Origin of the sequence: Methanobacterium formicicum (genome assembly GCF_029848115.1) — an archaeon.
GTDB lineage: Archaea > Methanobacteriota > Methanobacteria > Methanobacteriales > Methanobacteriaceae > Methanobacterium > Methanobacterium formicicum.
Window position 1 is genome coordinate 12,501 of record NZ_JARVXG010000050.1, and the last position, 15,000, is coordinate 27,500.

The 15,000-nt window shown below is 41.9% G+C and carries 16 protein-coding genes (2 of these 16 running past the window's edge); 7 read left to right on the forward strand and 9 right to left on the reverse strand.

All coding sequences use genetic code 11. The annotated features are described in order from the left end of the window. Both QC759_RS06825 and QC759_RS06830 read left to right on the forward strand, forming a co-directional pair. Positions 1–393: the 3' portion of a universal stress protein gene (locus QC759_RS06825; protein ID WP_048073714.1), read on the forward strand. 57 nt of this gene lie to the left of the window's left edge; 393 of the gene's 450 nt are visible here — the last part of the coding sequence; the start codon falls outside the window, past its left edge; its stop codon occupies positions 391–393. Positions 394–827: 434 nt separating this feature from the next. Then, entirely contained in the window at positions 828–1,475 is a 648-nt protein-coding gene (locus tag QC759_RS06830; protein ID WP_048073713.1) for a potassium channel family protein, read from the forward strand. Between the two features lie 214 nt (positions 1,476–1,689). On the opposite strand, the gene cobQ is transcribed toward QC759_RS06830, so the two are convergent. After that, positions 1,690–3,222 (reverse strand): cobyric acid synthase CobQ, encoded by a 1,533-nt coding sequence (cobQ, locus tag QC759_RS06835; protein ID WP_048073712.1) that lies wholly within the window; start codon positions 3,220–3,222, stop codon positions 1,690–1,692. A gap of 268 nt (positions 3,223–3,490) precedes the next feature. Here cobQ and lonB point away from each other — a divergent pair, with 268 nt between their 5' ends. Together lonB and QC759_RS06845 are read left to right on the forward strand one after the other, a co-directional pair. Further along, positions 3,491–5,398, forward strand: a complete 1,908-nt coding sequence (lonB, locus tag QC759_RS06840; RefSeq protein WP_048073711.1) for an ATP-dependent protease LonB — start codon at positions 3,491–3,493, stop codon at positions 5,396–5,398. Positions 5,399–5,781: 383 nt separating this feature from the next. Further along, the gene (locus QC759_RS06845) at positions 5,782–7,362 is read left to right on the forward strand and encodes a DEAD/DEAH box helicase (protein WP_048073710.1); all 1,581 of its coding nucleotides are present in this window, start codon (positions 5,782–5,784) and stop codon (positions 7,360–7,362) included. Positions 7,363–7,473: 111 nt separating this feature from the next. Here the strand turns inward: QC759_RS06845 and QC759_RS06850 are convergent, their stop codons facing one another. The 8 genes from QC759_RS06850 to QC759_RS06885 all read right to left on the reverse strand — a co-directional run bounded on the left by QC759_RS06850 (position 7,474) and on the right by QC759_RS06885 (position 13,709). After that, complete coding sequence (locus tag QC759_RS06850; protein WP_048073709.1) at positions 7,474–7,887, reverse strand: ATP-binding protein; 414 nt, start codon at positions 7,885–7,887, stop codon at positions 7,474–7,476. 90 nt (positions 7,888–7,977) lie between these two features. Then, complete coding sequence (locus QC759_RS06855; protein ID WP_048073708.1) at positions 7,978–9,345, reverse strand: SpoIIE family protein phosphatase; 1,368 nt, start codon at positions 9,343–9,345, stop codon at positions 7,978–7,980. Positions 9,346–9,460: 115 nt separating this feature from the next. Beyond that, positions 9,461–9,802 (reverse strand): STAS domain-containing protein, encoded by a 342-nt coding sequence (locus QC759_RS06860; protein WP_048073707.1) that lies wholly within the window; start codon positions 9,800–9,802, stop codon positions 9,461–9,463. A 61-nt stretch (positions 9,803–9,863) separates the two neighbouring features. Continuing rightward, complete coding sequence (locus QC759_RS06865; protein ID WP_048074005.1) at positions 9,864–11,363, reverse strand: GNAT family N-acetyltransferase; 1,500 nt, start codon at positions 11,361–11,363, stop codon at positions 9,864–9,866. Between the two features lie 18 nt (positions 11,364–11,381). After that, positions 11,382–11,783 carry a hypothetical protein gene (locus tag QC759_RS06870; protein ID WP_048073706.1) on the reverse strand — a complete coding sequence of 134 codons (402 nt, stop codon included), beginning with the start codon at positions 11,781–11,783 and terminating at the stop codon, positions 11,382–11,384. 289 nt (positions 11,784–12,072) lie between these two features. Next, entirely contained in the window at positions 12,073–12,459 is a 387-nt protein-coding gene (locus QC759_RS06875; protein WP_048073705.1) for a DUF5518 domain-containing protein, read from the reverse strand. A gap of 16 nt (positions 12,460–12,475) precedes the next feature. Continuing rightward, positions 12,476–12,787, reverse strand: coding sequence for a DUF5518 domain-containing protein (locus QC759_RS06880; protein WP_048073704.1), 312 nt, complete (start codon positions 12,785–12,787; stop codon positions 12,476–12,478). 58 nt (positions 12,788–12,845) lie between these two features. Then, positions 12,846–13,709, reverse strand: a complete 864-nt coding sequence (locus tag QC759_RS06885) for a ribose-phosphate diphosphokinase (protein ID WP_048073703.1) — start codon at positions 13,707–13,709, stop codon at positions 12,846–12,848. Between the two features lie 184 nt (positions 13,710–13,893). Here QC759_RS06885 and hypA point away from each other — a divergent pair, with 184 nt between their 5' ends. The 3 genes from hypA to QC759_RS06900 all read left to right on the forward strand — a co-directional run. Beyond that, complete coding sequence (hypA, locus tag QC759_RS06890) at positions 13,894–14,262, forward strand: hydrogenase maturation nickel metallochaperone HypA (RefSeq protein WP_144405552.1); 369 nt, start codon at positions 13,894–13,896, stop codon at positions 14,260–14,262. Positions 14,263–14,267: 5 nt separating this feature from the next. Beyond that, positions 14,268–14,924 (forward strand): hydrogenase nickel incorporation protein HypB, encoded by a 657-nt coding sequence (gene hypB / locus QC759_RS06895; protein ID WP_048073702.1) that lies wholly within the window; start codon positions 14,268–14,270, stop codon positions 14,922–14,924. Positions 14,925–14,994: 70 nt separating this feature from the next. After that, positions 14,995–15,000, forward strand: partial view of a DUF354 domain-containing protein gene (locus tag QC759_RS06900; RefSeq protein ID WP_048073701.1) — the 5' portion only. Its footprint extends 1,020 nt past the window's final position; only the first 6 of its 1,026 coding nucleotides appear in the window; the start codon lies at positions 14,995–14,997; its stop codon lies beyond the right edge, outside the window.

The window sequence follows — 15,000 nt, forward strand, 5'->3', positions numbered from 1 at the left end:
GCTGGAGAATATGCCATCTGGATTGCAGATAAGAGCCTTTCGCAAATAATAGTTCTAAATGTAGTTGATACTTCTTACCTTCGCTCTTTACCCCAGAGAGATTTAGAATTGAGTTTGGAAAATGAGTTCCAGGAAGAGGGTAATGCCGCGGTGCAAAAATTCTCACAAACACTTGAAAAAAGCCAATGTGAGGGTAAATGCAGCATCCCTATGGTTTCCATGATTAAAAAAGGTAAACCTGCCCAAGAAATTGTAAAAACCATTGAGGAAGAAGGGATTGATCTGGTGGTCATTGGTGCTTCCGGTAAACATGGGTTCAACCGACTGTACCCCGGAAGTGTAACTGAAAGTGTGGTGAGATTAGCCAGTTGCCCGGTACTGGTGGTGAAATAGGTGGAGTGGCTATTTACACTTTATTTTTTCTTCAAAAAATAAACCACTCATTAAGGCTATAACTTAACTTAAATAAGATCAAGGATTCCAATTTTGTAAAAATGAGTGTATAGTAATTATATTGGCAAATAAATATATTAAAATGCTTACCATATCTCTTAAACCTTTAAAATTTTGTATCCATTTTTCCACAACCTTTATATTGTAGGTGTTTCTATCAATACAAGTTGAATTGGATATGTCACTTAAGTTTAATTGTGGCTTAAAATCTTCATTAATAGAATACAATCCGGTTTGTGGGAGTAACTCCCTTTACAACATTTATAAATTGCAACAAGTCCTACTCAAAACCCTTAAAAAAAGTGGAACTTCCAGTAGGATACTAATTTGAACAAAATTTTGTAGATTGTTAAATTTTGGTTAAAGGTGTTATTATGTACATAGTTATAATGGGAGGCGGAAGGGTTGGTTTAACCCTGGCCAATTATCTGGTGACATCGGGAAATGATGTGGCTCTTATAGAGAGTGATAATGGTTTATGTGGAAATGCTGCCGCAGAATTGGATGCTTTAGTGATCTGTGGTAACGGAACTGATGTAAAAACATTGGAAGAGGCAAGTATTTCTGATGCCGATGTTTTTGTAGCAGCCACTGGTAATGACGAGGCTAACTTGCTTTCATGCATACTGGTTAAGGAGTACCCTGTCTCCAAGATCATTGCCCGGGTAAGTAACCCGGACCATGAAGATGCCTTTAAAAAGGTGGGCATCCACCACGTTATCAGTCCAGAACTCACTGCTGCTGGCTATCTGGAGAAGCTCATTAACCGTCCAAAAATTGCCGACCTGATGGTGGTGGGTAAGGGAAATGCAGAGCTTCTGGATATAAGTGTAAATAATTCTAAAATTGTGGGCAAGCGGGTTAGTGATCTGAGCCCTACCGACGATTATATAATTGCAGCTATCCATCAGAACGGTGAAATGTATATTCCTCGTGATGACTGGGTGCTGGAAGAAAATGAAAAAATATCAGTGTTGGTAAAGACCAAAGCCGTCAAAAAGGTCACTTCTATTTTTATTTAAACACAATTTATCGTTTCAAACATAGATTCAAATAATTAAAATCATTATTTTATAATAAATTCAATAAACACTCATTTTTTTAAAAAACATACACTTACTCTGTTAAAAGTCCATCAAATAGGGTATTTGTTATCTTTTTTTTAATTATTTAGTTAATTATTTTTTTAAAAATTAAATTTTAAAGGATTTTCATCCTTAAAAGTGAGAATTGGATTTATATTAAATCGAAGTGTAGAACTCTTTGTAATTCATCCATGTTCAGGTTATCTTCGACTAAATTGGCCAAACGTTCCATGGAAAATTCCCTTAAATCTTTAAAATCATCTTTTTGATAGCCTAAGGGTTCCAAGCCATTACCTATCCTCAGGTAATCAGTGAAGGACCTTCGGAATTGGAAATTGTGAAATATTCCATGGAAATAGGTTCCGGCTGTTAAATCATTCTGAGCACCATCAAAACCAGATTTAGGGTAGTTTCCACAACCTTTAATAACCCTTAGGAGTGGTTTGCAGTCTCCCAGTCTGGATATTCCTTCGTGAAGCTCATAACCATTTAAAACTTCGCCCGTGGTTCTACTAAAAATTCCCTGGCCCACAGGAGTTCCTTGACTCTGGCTGATGATCTTCTCCACTTCTCCGAAGCTGGTTTTAACATCCAGAATTCCCATACCTTCAACACTGCCGATATTTGATTCTTTAAGGGTTCTGTCAATAATTTTTCTCCCTAACATCTGGTATCCTCCGCAGATACCGAAGACCGGTATTTCCTGTGATAAACTGACTATTTCGTCGGCAAGACCCGACTCGGTCAGTGCCACCAGGTCGCTGATACTGTTACGGGTCCCGGGAATGATCAGTGCATCCACATCACCTATGTCCTCCCCAATTTCAATGAGGCGCACCCCGACATCTGGCTCATATTCCAGGGGATCGATATCCGTGAAGTTAGAAATCCGGGGCAGGCGCAGGACTCCCACAGTTATCTGGCCGTGGCTACGATATTTCCGTTCAGATAATGAGGCAGAATCTTCTTCAGGAAGTCTGAGTCCTGGATCAAAGGGTAACACTCCCAGAACTGGAACTCCAACGATCTCTTCAATCTGTCTGATTCCAGGCATAAGAATGTCCAGGTTACCCCTAAATTTGTTTATCACTATGCCTTTGATCCTCTGACGGTCTTCAGGAGGTAACAACTGGAATGTACCGGCAATGGATGCGAAAACCCCTCCTTTGTCAATATCTGCCACTAAGATTACATCCGCATCAGCCAGACGCGCAATCTGCATATTGGCCAGATCCACATCCAGCATGTTTATCTCTGCAGGGGAACCAGCCCCTTCCATGATAATCACATCATAATCCTTCTTCAAAGCATCTAAGGACTCTTTAATAGCCTTCAGGGCCTGGTCACGGAAGTTGTGCTGGTAATGGTAGAAGTTCATATCTCCGGCAGGCTGGCCATGTACAATGACCTGGGAAGTGAAATCTTCCTTGGGTTTGAGTAAAACCGGATTCATATGGTGATGGGGTTCAACCCCGGCAGCATCGGCCTGTAATACTTGGGCCATTGCTATTTCCCTATTTTCAGATGTGGTAAACGAATTCAGCGACATATTCTGGGATTTGAAGGGTGCAACACGATAACCTCTCTGGGAAAACATTCTACAAAGTGCAGCCACCACCACACTTTTACCGGCATTGGATGCAGTTCCCTGAACCATTATACATTTTGTTTCCGCTGATACCATCTTTCATCACTATTTCCTGTATATTATTGGGTTAAATTAAAATTTAAGGGCATCTTCCTTCTCGTTAATTACCATTTTTTTTAAGGTTCTTATTCTTTTTAGTAATTCTTATATTAAGAAACTTTTATATGACATAAAAGGATCAAGATTTAAGATACCCAAAGCAAATGTTCTTATATAAGTTTTACTATAGTCATTAGAGTATATACTATTATAAAAACAGGTTGATTTTTTATCAAATACAAAGTTATGGAGGTTACAAAAGCCTATGGCAAATAATAACCCAAATTCTGAGGTTTCAAACGAAGAAACCCTCAAACCTCGTAGTTATAAAACTTCAGGAGACATAGATGTCCCTGATAGGATCATAGACCAAATAATTGGTCAGAAAGAGGCCGTGGAGACAGTTAAAAAGGCAGCAAAACAGCGCCGTAATGTTCTTCTAATTGGAGAACCCGGTGTTGGAAAATCCATGCTGGCCAAGGGAATGGCTGAATTACTCCCCCCAGAAGAACTTCAGGACATACTGGTATATCCCAACATAGAGGATAACCACAACCCTTTAATAGGAGTTATGCCTGCTGGTGAAGGGAGAAATGTGGTAACCAATTATAAGGTTAAGGCTAAAGGACAGGATGAACGCAAGAACATGTTCATGATTGCCATAATCAGCCTGATCGTGGTGATTGGTTTTGTTCTGCAGCAATACCTGGCGGCAATTATCGCTGCGGGTATAGTTTTCCTGGCCCTGCAGCAGATGAAACCCCGCAGCACAGTAATGGTGCCCAAACTTCTGATTAACAATAACAAGAGAAACATGGCTCCCTTTGTGGATGCCACCGGAGCCCATGCCGGAGCCCTTTTAGGTGATGTGCGACACGACCCTTACCAGTCTGGTGGACTGGGAACCCCTGCCCACGAAAGGGTGGAAGCAGGTATGATTCACAAAGCCAACAAGGGAGTTCTCTACGTAGATGAAATCGGATCCATGCAGATGAAAACCCAGCAGGAACTTTTAACTGCTATGCAGGAGAAAAAATACGCTATCACAGGTCAGAGTGAGACCAGCAGTGGTGCCATGGTTCGTTCTCAGGAAGTTCCCTGTGACTTTGTGCTGGTGGCTTCTGGAAACCTGCATGTCCTGGAGGGAATGCACCCTGCACTTCGAAGCAGGATACGTGGATATGGTTACGAAGTGTTCATGAAAGACTCCATGAAGGACACCCCGGAAAACAGGGATAAACTGGTTCAATTTGTAGCCCAGGAAGTTAAAAAAGACGGACGTATCCCTCACTTCAGCAAAGAGGCAGTTGCTGAAATTATACACGAAGCTCAGCGCAGAGCTGGTAAAAAAGAAGCATTAACCCTCCGATTAAGGGATCTTGGTGGTCTGGTAAGGGCTGCGGGAGACATAGCCAAGGGAGAAAAGGCAGATTATGTCACAGTGGATCATGTGCTCAATGCCAAAAAACTGGCCAGAACCCTGGAACAGCAGATAGCCGATCGTTACATTGTCCAGAGGAAACGTTACCGAGTGTTCAAATCTGAAGGTGGAGAAGTAGGTAAAGTTAATGGTCTGGCCATCATCGGTGATCGTAGTGGTATTATAATGCCGATAGCTGCTGAAGCTGCGCCTGCTCAGAGTAAAGATGAAGGTAAGATAATTGCTACTGGAAAACTGGGAGAAATTGCCAAGGAAGCAGTGCAAAACGTCAGTGCCCTGGTTAAAAAACACACCGGGACCGATATCTCCAATTACGATATACACATCCAGTTCCTCCAGTCCTACGAAGGAGTGGAAGGAGACAGTGCCAGTGTATCTGTAGCCACCGCAGTGGTGTCTGCCCTGGAAAACATACCAGTTGACCAGTCAGTAGCACTAACCGGATCCCTCAGTATCCGTGGGGATGTACTCCCGGTGGGTGGTGTCACCGGTAAGATCGAAGCTGCAGCCGAAGCAGGAATACGCAAAGTTCTGATTCCTAAATCTAACATGGAAGACGTGCTCATTGAGGAACATTACCGTGAGAAAATAGAAATTATTCCCGTGGAAACCTTGAGTGAAGTACTGGAACACGCCCTTATGGGTAAGGGTAAAAAAGGACTTATGGACAAGATGCAGAAGATCACCGATATGGTGCCCAAGGGAATCCTGCAAAAACCTGCCACTAATTAACCAGCAACCGATTAATGTTAGAGGGCTTTTTCTTCCCTCTTAATTAGATGAGGGTTATTTTTTATCCCTCTATTCTTTCTATTTTTTGAGAAATTTTTCAATAAGAATTACACCTGATATAGAATTACACCCGATATGATGATTAATCTAGAGAGGGTATGATAGGTGACTATAAATGTCACCGGCAACATAACACCTAAATAGAAAAGTAAATGTGAGTTTTTCTGATTATTTACATGCTATTTTTAGCCTGGTTTTAGTGTTATAATTGGATGGGCTAATTTTACTTAAAAATTACAAAATCAGTTAAAATATTTTCGATCAAGATTTTACTTGACATCAAGTAATGATCAGCGAAAGGAAGATGAATAAGGAAAGATACCATGGAAAGTTTATTATTTGAAGATTTGGAATTATCCCGTGAAATGAAACGAGCAATTGCAGATATGGGTTTTGAAGAGGCAACACCTATACAATCACTGGTTTTACCCTATGTATTAGATGGTAAAGATGTTATTGGCCAGTCCCAAACCGGTACTGGTAAAACCGCTGCCTTTGGAATACCCCTTCTGGAAAAACTGGACCCCACTGTTCGGGGAGTGCAGGCAGTTATACTCTGCCCCACCAGAGAACTGGCCATCCAAGTGGCCGAAGAAATTAGAAAGTTATCTAAATACAAAAAAACCAATGTCCTACCAGTTTACGGGGGACAACCCATTGAACGGCAAATTAAAGCCCTGAAAAGGGGAGTGCAGATCATCATTGGAACTCCCGGACGGGTGATGGATCATATTCACCGTAGAACACTTAAGATGGACCAGGTGAAGACCATCATCCTGGATGAAGCTGATGAAATGCTGGACATGGGATTCAGGGATGATATAGAATTTGTCTTAGAACAGATACCTGAAGAAAGGCAAATGTTACTATTTTCCGCAACTATGTCTCCAGTAATCCTGGGACTAACCAGAAAATACCAGAACAAGCCTAAAATGCTTAAAGTAGCCCATCAGGAACTCACCGTCCCTGAAATTGAACAGATCTACTTTGAAGTTAAAGAACAGATGAAACTGGATCTGTTGACCAGGCTTATAGACATGAACAACCTTAAACTCACCCTGGTGTTCTGTAACACCAAAAGAAGAGTGGATCGCCTGGTAAACCACCTTCAAACCAGAGGATACTTCGCTGATGGACTGCACGGGGACATGAGTCAGAACCAGCGGGACAGGGTCATGAACAAGTTCCGGAAAGGTCAGATCGAGATACTGGTGGCTACGGATGTGGCCGCCCGGGGAATTGATGTGGATGATGTGGAGGCAGTTTTCAACTACGATGTACCTAACAACGAGGAGTACTACGTACACCGAATAGGTAGAACTGGCCGTGCCGGTAAAAAAGGACAGGCCTTCACCTTTGTATCTGGAAAGGAAATCTACCAGTTAAGGGATATCCAGCGCTACACCAAGGTCCGTATTGAACAACAGAAAATCCCTTCCCTAAGAGAGGTGGAAGAAGTTAAAAGGGACCTGTTCCTGGAAAGACTCCGGAAGGAAATAGATAACGGAGACCTGGATCAGGAGATCCATCTCATCGAAAGATTGATGGAAGAGGATTACAGCTCCGTGGATATTGCTGCAGCCCTCCTCAAATTATACGTGGGTAGAAAGGATGATTCCAGTCAGAAGGATTCTAAATATGAGGATACTGGAGCACAACCCGGAATGGTAAGATTCTTCATTAACGTGGGTCGCAAACAGAAAGTGAAAGCAAAAGACATAGTACGAGCTATAGGAGATGTGTCTGGACTTTCCTCAACCAGTATTGGCCGTATTGATGTGCTTGATAAATTTTCCTTTGTTGAACTTCCACAGAATCAAGCCCGTGAAGTGGTCGGTGCTCTGCAGAGGAAGGGAATAAAAGGACTCCGGGTAAATATGGAACCCGCTAATAAGAAGATGTAAAAATTTAATTCTTCTTATTTTTCTTATTTTTAAGTTTACGGTCTATTTTTAAGATATTTACTGGGTATTAATATTACTGGGTATTAATATGGAAAGATTATCTCTTTTTAATTAATCCAGATTTTTAACCAGGGTTAAAATGTTTTTTCCGTCGTGGAACTGGTAATAGGCCGCGTCGGTTACTGTCTTCAGGAAATGAATTCCCAAACCACCGGGTGATCTTTCTTCAAGAGCAGTGGATAAATCTGGTTTACCTGCATTTAAAGGATTAAATGGTTCACCTCTATCCTGAATCTGGATATGGATCTTTTTCTGTTCCTTCCAAATCAGGATGTGGATCGGGCCACTTTGTTGGGGGTAACCATGGAGGATGATATTGGAGGTAACTTCATCCACTGCCAGTTCTAACTGGAAAACCCCCTTCCTGTCCAAACCAAGTTTACTGGCACATCCCGTGATGAATTCGCCAATGGTGGATAAATTTTTTAGATCAGCCATTACATGGAGTGTAAATTTCTCTTCCATTTATAACTCTCCTTAAGACTCATTTAACCCTTGAGAATTCCATTTATTCAACATTCTTGAGACTTCAATTATAAAATCTCCTTAAGGCGCTTATGAAACTCTCCTCAGCACCATAATGGTTATGTCATCGGCTTGGGGAGTGCCGGATGCAAAATCATATACTTGGTCTATGATAAGGTTTTTTAAATCCCCTGATGATAATTCCTGATTTTCTTTAAGAAGTTCAATAAGGCGCCCTTCTCCGAACTGGTCTTCCTGCTGGTTAATGGCTTCGGTGATTCCATCAGTATACAAAACCAGTAGATCTCCTGCCTGGAGGTCTATGGTTTTTTCATTCATTTTAAGGCCCTTCATGGCACCTAAAACCACTCCTCCCGTGCTTAACCTGATGATATCTCTAGTTTTCTTTCTAAGAAGCAGCGGGGGGTTGTGACCAGCATTGACGAAGGTTAAAGTATTCTGGGCGTTGTCCAGAACACTGTAAAAGAGGGTTACAAACATGTTGGAGTGGGGGTCCTCGTTAATGAAGTTATTGACACTTTCTATCATCCGGCCCACTCCGGGGTTACGGCAGGCTTTGGCCCGTAACAGTGTACGGGAAAAGGCCATGAAAAGTGCGGCGGGTATTCCTTTACCAGAAACATCACCAATGGTTAACCCGGTCTGTTTGTCGGTGATGGGGATAAAATCATAGAAGTCACCCCCTACCTCCTGGGCAGGGATGCTGCTGGCCGCCAGATCGTAGTTCTTGATCACCGGTATGGTGTGGGGCAGGAAACTTTCCTGGATTTGTTGAGCTATCTCCAGTTCCTTTTTTCTTCTTTCCAGTTGGGCTGAAAGTTTATCCCTTTCTTTTTTTGTTTTACGTTCCTTTATACGGTTGGATATCATCAGAGCGAAGATGAACATTCCCGCGGCATTGGCCAGTATCATGGGGATGAATAAATCTTCAACCACTCCCAGTGCCTGTGAAAAGGGAGAAGCCAGTATTAGTGCCAGTAACATGTGAAAACTTTCCATCAAAACCGAGAATAGAACTGCCCCGCCAATGCCTACAAAGTGTTTTTTGTTGGCCAGATAAATAATACCGGCTAATACCCCGGCTAGGATTGTGGACAGGGAGCAGGGGATGCAGGTGAATCCACCCATGGTTAAACGATGTAAACCTCCAATCAAGCCGGCTCCCAACCCTACAATGGGCCCACCAATTAATCCGGCTACCATGGGGCCAAGATCACGTACATTGGCCACCGCACCAAAAATATCCACTCCTGAGTAAGAACCATAGATTGATATTCCGCCAAATATTAATATAAGAATTAATTGATTTTTAATAGTCAATTTACCGTCAATAACTTCGGTAAAATATTTTAAACGTGTTAATAGATATGCTAGGACAAATATTACGCAGATTTTTTCTACCAGGTCGGTTAAAATAGTGAGGGATATGGTGTCCATGGAAATCTTTCTGATTTACTAGTACTTTATTTAATCACTAAATTTAAATCCAATTTAATTGATATGAAGTTATAGTTGTTGTTCTACAGTTGAATTATAAGTTGTTTTGGTATGGTTAATTATCAGAAAAACTGGATACTGCGTCATTACTTTCGTCGTAGATTTCGAAAAGTTGGGTGAATCCTGCAATTTCAAAGACTTCCCCCACGTAGGGTTGTAGTGAGCATAGTTTCAGGGCACCATCCAATTTATTCAACTTTTTCAGGGATGAAAGCATCACCCTCAGACCAGAGCTGCTTATGTACTCCACTCCTGCAAGGTCAGCGACTATATTTATTTTACCAGAGGCAATGATCTCGTTTAACTTCTTTTCCACTAAGTTAGAGTTGTAGGCGTCTAACCGACCAGTTATAAATATTATTTCCACACCATTTCTTGTTTTTTGAGTTATTTCCATTTCTGCACCATCCAGAGCTCAATTGTTTTTTTAAAATTCCTTGAATATTAATTCCTGGCCATCATTCCAGGTTCTGTTTCTTCCACTCGTCTACCACATAGTCAAATATATCCCGGGCAAATTCCGAGTAAACATCCACACTTTCCGGGTCAAAGGCCACATTATGGAGGTACTGCAGGCGAATGGAATCCCCATCCAGATACTCGGGCATGATTCCACCGAAGAAGAACTTCATATTTTCAATTTCTGGAAATAAAATAGCGGTGTTAGGGTCTTTTAATGGCAGATCCAGTACAATAAGTTCGGTCCCGCGCAGTTTCAAATCCCGGATCTGTAGTTTTAATTCATCGATAAAGTCCACACCAAACATTTTCACCCTTAAAAATGCACTGGCCATTTCTGGTAAAACATGGGAATGTATATGGGAATGGGGGGCCAAATTCATGTTTTCAGGGTCTGCCTTTTTAATCACTCGGCTTAGTCCGGTGTGGTTGTAAATTTTACGGATGATTTCCTGGTGTTTACAGGGTAAAAATACAGTTTGTTCCTGGTCGGGAACCACCGGCACGTAAAAAAGGGCCACAGTTCGGCGGATGCTGGTTGTTTCTGTTTTCATTTTCTTGAAGATGGCGGTGGGAGGTGAATGGCCCAGTATAAATCCTGTTTCTTTGGAACCCATCTTAACATTGGACTTCTGAGAAGCCATATGAACAGTAACTGCCCGACTATACAGGCCTAAAATTCCTTTGGCTGCCATTTCTTCCATCATCATCTTCTTCATTTTAGGGAAAAGTCCCCTTCCCCGGTAACGGGGGTCAACTGCAGCCAGGGCAGATTCTCCCACATGGTCTTCCGGAGTTTCCAGGAAAACTCCCAGATGGCCCACAATTTTATCCTGTTCATTCACCGCCACACAGGAGGTCACCAGGCCGGACTCTAAGAGTGAAGCGAACTTTTCAGGGTAATAGATATCCTCGTGGGGATAGGTGTAACCGTAGACCCGGTATATCAGGCGGGCCAGGGAAACAGTTTCATCTGGATGCATTAACCTCAAAGTGACCTTTTCAGAAGCAGGAGCCATCTTCAAGGCACTGGGCTGTACTGTGGGCACATCTAAATCCTCTACAGATTCAAATGAGAAATTTTTAACCAGTTCCACCACTTTACCCCTTTTTCCCAGATACCTACTTCTAATTTCATCAGTACAGGCCCGCATTAATTTTACCCCTATATCTGAAGTTTCATCCTCATTCAGACGCTGAAGATTAAAGGGCATTCCCTGGTCCCGTACCGTAATCCGGAAACAGGTAGGTTCACGGTGAATCTTCACCTGGTAGTAACCCTCTTCACCGGGTTCATAGGCATGTTCAATGACGTTATGACAGGCTTCTTCTGTGGCCAGCTCCAGATCCCTCACTGAAGCCTTATCGAGGCCATACCTGCAGGCAACATCACGAACAGCACGTAAAACTATGGGAAGTAACTTCAGTTCAGCTTTTAACTTCAAGGAAGCCAGAATTTCTTTATTTACTCCTGGGCTCTCAACTGTATCTGGATTCATTATCTGGTCCTCCATGGATTATACCGTCTCCTGAAAATTTTTATTTCCACCCGGCTTGAAAAATGAATGTGATACTTCAATCTCGGGCATAAAAGAGAGATAAAAAAGATTACCTTTAATTTGGGAATTATTATTCCATTTTACTTGGTGATTATCGTTCGTTAGATAGTTATCTTTTTTTTTAATAAGTTCATTAAGAGTAAGGTCATTAGGATGTGTTGGTCTTTTAAATTGTATTATATTTTTTAAAAAAAGTAATTCACCAAAGATCTGGCTTTTTTGCCCCACATACCACTCCTTATCCCCAAAATTAAGTCTCACCAAGACAACCCCTCCTAATAATATTTTGGGCGGTGTTTTATAATATAGGTTTTGTATTCCTCCTGAAAATAAAACAAGCTCCACCTCATCTAAGGCCATTTATTATTCAAGGTATTATCACTATAACGGGTAGATAGAAGGGGATAGATGGAACCATATGGGTGTGGCCAAAGTGAATTGATTTATTTGGAATATAATTGAAATTAAAACTTTGGAATTTCAGTTTATAGGGGAATATCAGGAGAATTTTGTTCAGGAATAAGGGATGATCTACGCATAGACAAATTAAAGAAATTGAATTAAAGAAAAATTTAGGATAAAATTAAATAAAAAAAGTTTAAGTTAGTGGAACTAAAAAAATGAGATTTTTTGGGGGATTTTCCTTATTTTAATCCTCTTCAGACGGTTTTTCAGGGGGAACTTTCTCCTTTCCTTGTTTTTTGGATAATATCCCTACCAGGCCACCGATAATACCAAGAACCACTCCAATAACTCCACTAATCACCGCGCTTATGATTATGGGCATTAAATCTGTCCCGCTGAGCACGATGAATGCGGCAATAAAGGAGCCCATACCGGCAGCCAGTCCTCCGTTTGTTATGCCCTCCCGGTAACTACCACCCGCCCAGTATGCTGCTATTAAACCCCCGATTATAGGGGCAAAAACTCCTATGAATGTTGAGACTGCTGCATCCAGGGATAAGAAGAAGATACCAACTATCTCCAGCACTACCGTGACCACAAAACCGATTCCCACTGCTGACCAGTTTACCATTATCATCCCTCCAGGTTTATCTTTTAATCAGTACTCCAATTACTCCACCAATTATTCCCAGAATAAGGCCAAATATAAAGCCTAAAGCCAGACCACCAATAATTGCAGTGAAAGGTCCTAACACCACAAATCCAATGATGGCCCCTCCACCAGCACCGGAAATACCACCATTAACTGCACCATCCTTATAATCTCCTCCCACCAGGTAGGCAGCTACAGCACCACCAATAATTGGGGCCAGAATACTTAAAAATGGAATGAAAATGCCAATCAGGCCAATCACTGCAGTTAAAATTATTCCTATAATCACTGGGGTCCAATTTTTCATTTTTTCACCAGAATATTATTCACACAAATATGGTTAGGATATTGACTGTATCCGGGAATTACTCTTTTTTCAAGGCTTCAGCCACTAAACTGGCTACAGAGACATTACTCACTTCGGATTTCAGGGTATTGGTCCCCACCACGTCGTCAGCTCCCGCCGCGAATATCTTCAGAAGGGCGTCACCCACCAGTACCGGGTGCACGCAGCTAACCACGATCCGGCCCACCTGGTGTTCTTTCAAGATCTGGCAGGCATTTACAATGGTTCCCCCGGTGCTGATGATATCGTCGATTATAACCGCATCTCTGCCTTCAACCTCCAGATTCTTAGGTTTTGTTTCCACTTTCTCCGGGGATAAGCGTATTTTCTCCAGATGATCCGATGGGCAGCCCAGTATCTCGGCCACTTCCTGGGCAAAACCCAGGGCACCCTTATCCGGGGCTATGATCACTGGATCTTCTACATTTTTCTCCACATAGTGGGCAATGGCTGGCATGGCTGACAGATTGAAGGCGGGTATCTGGAACAGGTCACAGATGTTCTTTTCATGAAGATTTAAACTGTAAACTGAGCTGGCCCCGGCAAATTCTATCAACTGGCAAACCACCTCTGCAGAGACAGCTTCTCCGGAGTTAAAACTTTTTTCCTGCCGCCCATAACCAAAATAGGGTATCACTGTCCGGATGTCGTTAACACCCATACTGCGGAGGGTTTTTAAAATAAGGAATAGTTCCATGAGGTTCTCATCCTGAGGGAAACCCGTGGACTGCACCACCACCACTCCGTCATCCACTTCTTTCTTAATTCTAAGGTAACGTTCTCCATCAGGGAATTTACGGGTTTCAAGGGGACAAAGTACATCATCCATTTCGTGAGCAATATTAGCGGCTAGTTTCTGGGAAGAAGATCCTCCAATTATCATAAAAATCACCATAAATTAATTAAAATATTACTAAAGAGTTTCGGGTGGCTTATTTCAATTCCCCGGGTTATTTATATCAGGGAAGAAGCTACCAGTTTTTTACTTTCACTTTTAATTATTTGTTAACTTTATTAATAAGCTTCCCATAACATAGGTTAAATACAAGCTCAAGAGAGGTAGCTCAATGCATGAATTATCCATGGCACAGGCCATAGTGGACACAGTACTAGATGCTGCAGAGAAAAATAACGCCACAGAGGTTGTTGAAGTCACTATTGAAGTGGGAATGCTCACCATGTTAAATCCCGAGCAATTGAAATTTTTATTAGATGTCATAGTAGAGGACACACTCCTTGCTGATGCAGAAATCATTATTGAAGATGTACCCGTGGAGATTGATTGTCGAAGCTGTGATTATACTGGATTAGCCAACACAGATGGTTCTGATCATTACCTGTCCATTGTTAAATGCCCCCAGTGTGATGAAAGGAATGTGGAAATCTTAACTGGAAAAGAATGTAACGTTAAAACTATTAAAATAGAAAAAGAGTGATGAGGATGCATAAAGTTGCAGAAGTGGAAGTTCAACACGATATAATGGTGGCCAATAAGAAACTGGCCCGTAAAAATCAGAGAATACTGGATAAAGACCGCGTATTTTCAGTGGATGTGGTGGGAGCCATAGGATCCGGCAAAACATCCCTCATAGAAGCCATAATCGACGCGGTTGATTACAAGATCGGAGTCATTGCCGGTGATGTTATCAGTAAATACGATGCTGGTAGATTTGAAAATCATAACGTACCAGTAGTGGGATTGAACACAGGCAAAGAATGCCATTTAGACGCCCATCTCGTGGAACATGCCCTTCATGACATGCCCCTTGAAGATATAGATGTATTATTCATTGAAAATGTAGGTAATCTCATCTGCCCCGTGGATTTTGACCTGGGCAGCCACATGCGTATGGTGGTAATCAGTGTCACTGAAGGGGACGACACCGTGGAAAAACACCCCCTGATTTTCCAGGATGCCGATCTGGTGGTCATCAACAAGGTGGACCTGGCTGAAGCAGTGGGTTCTGATTCTGATAAGATGGTCCGCGACGTCAAAGAGTTAAACTCCGAAGTACAAGTAATCAAAACCAGCCTAAAAACTGGAACTGGTTTCGAAGAGGTTATTAAAGCAATTGACGGTTTTATAACCGATAATTGATTAGGTTAAGATGAGATTAATTGATTAATTTAGAACTTGATTGGAACTTGACTTAAGAGCAGGTGATGGGTTGAAG